The organism is Segatella cerevisiae, assembly GCF_024054555.1.
Classification (GTDB): Bacteria; Bacteroidota; Bacteroidia; order Bacteroidales; family Bacteroidaceae; genus Prevotella; species Prevotella cerevisiae.
The window spans coordinates 1-1,322 of the sequence record NZ_JAMXLY010000108.1; the positions used below are offsets into that span (position 1 = coordinate 1).

The 1,322-nt window shown below is 44.1% G+C and carries 1 protein-coding gene; it reads left to right on the forward strand.

The window, feature by feature from the left end:
* The first annotated feature begins 127 nt into the window (after nt 1-127).
* The gene (locus NG821_RS12535; protein WP_252761991.1) at nt 128-1,300 is read left to right on the forward strand and encodes an IS4 family transposase; all 1,173 of its coding nucleotides are present in this window, start codon (nt 128-130) and stop codon (nt 1,298-1,300) included.
* The last annotated feature ends 22 nt before the right edge of the window (nt 1,301-1,322 follow it).

A 1,322-nucleotide genomic window follows, 5' to 3' on the forward strand; every position in this document is an offset into this window, starting at 1 on the left:
CACTAGTGTCTCTTAAAATTATTTATTTTTTTTTGTATTGTTCTCATGCACAATAATTTAGATTCAGAAAAGTATGTCCGACATTTGAATTGGGTACCTTTGCACGCATATTCAAAATATACAAAGTATGCATTCCGGACATTACCTCTTCACACAACTTACAATGTTCCTGCCTCAGAGATATTTCAGAAGACTGGTCGACAAGTACGAAGACCGGACCAGGAAATGGAGCTTCTCTCACTGGAGCCATCTTCTGGTACTGATGTTTGGTCAACTCATCGGTTGCAACAGTCTTCGTGAGCTTACGGATATTACGGTTGCACATGGAAAAAGATCTTATCATCTTGGATTTGGCAAAAGTCCTGTCACAAGAAATACCTTGTCCAAAGCGAACTCCCTCAGAGACTATCGCATCTTTGAAGAGTTTGCCTTCCACATGGTGTCTTTGGCTCAGAAGCGAAGAATCACCGGAGGTTTTGAACTCCATGGACGATTCTATGCCGTTGACTCGACTACCATTGACCTCTGCATGTCCATGTTTGAGTGGGCTCACTTCAGAAGTACAAAGTCCGGAGTCAGAATCCACACGCAGATTGACATTGTCACGGAGATACCTGTCTTCTACAGAATTACGACTGCCAAGGTACATGATACCAAAGCCATGGACTGGATTACATACGAGCCATTGGCTTGCTATGTCTTTGACCGGGGCTACTTTGACCTCACCAGGCTCTTCGCCATTGAACAATCCCGGGCCTTCTTCATTATCAGGGAGAAAGGCAAGCCTGACTATGAGATCATCAGTGGAAATGATCTCCTTAACGGAGAGGACAATGTCCTCAGAGACCAGACCATCCGTCTTACAGGAAAAAGGAACAAGAACAACTATCCGACAGAGCTTCGCAGGATTGTCTATTATGCTTCGGAACTTCAGCGGTCGTTCACATACTATACAAACAACTTCTACCTTAAAGCCAAAGATATTGCTCTTCTGTACCGATACAGATGGCAGGTGGAGTTGTTCTTTAAATGGATTAAGCAGCATCTCAAGGTCAAATCTTTTTGGGGCACTTCTGAGAATGCTGTCCGAATCCAGATACATGTCGCCATCATTACATACTGTCTCATTGCTATCGTGGAACATGACTTCAAACTGGACAGACCGGTGGTTGAGGTCATGCGCATCATGGGTAGTGCATTGCTTGTCAAGGATACCATCCGGGAGCTCTTCGAACCTTTGGATCGAGAGCAGACTGATGGCGACGAGCAGCAGCTTAGTATTGACTTTACATACGATTAACATATATTAAGAGACACTAGTG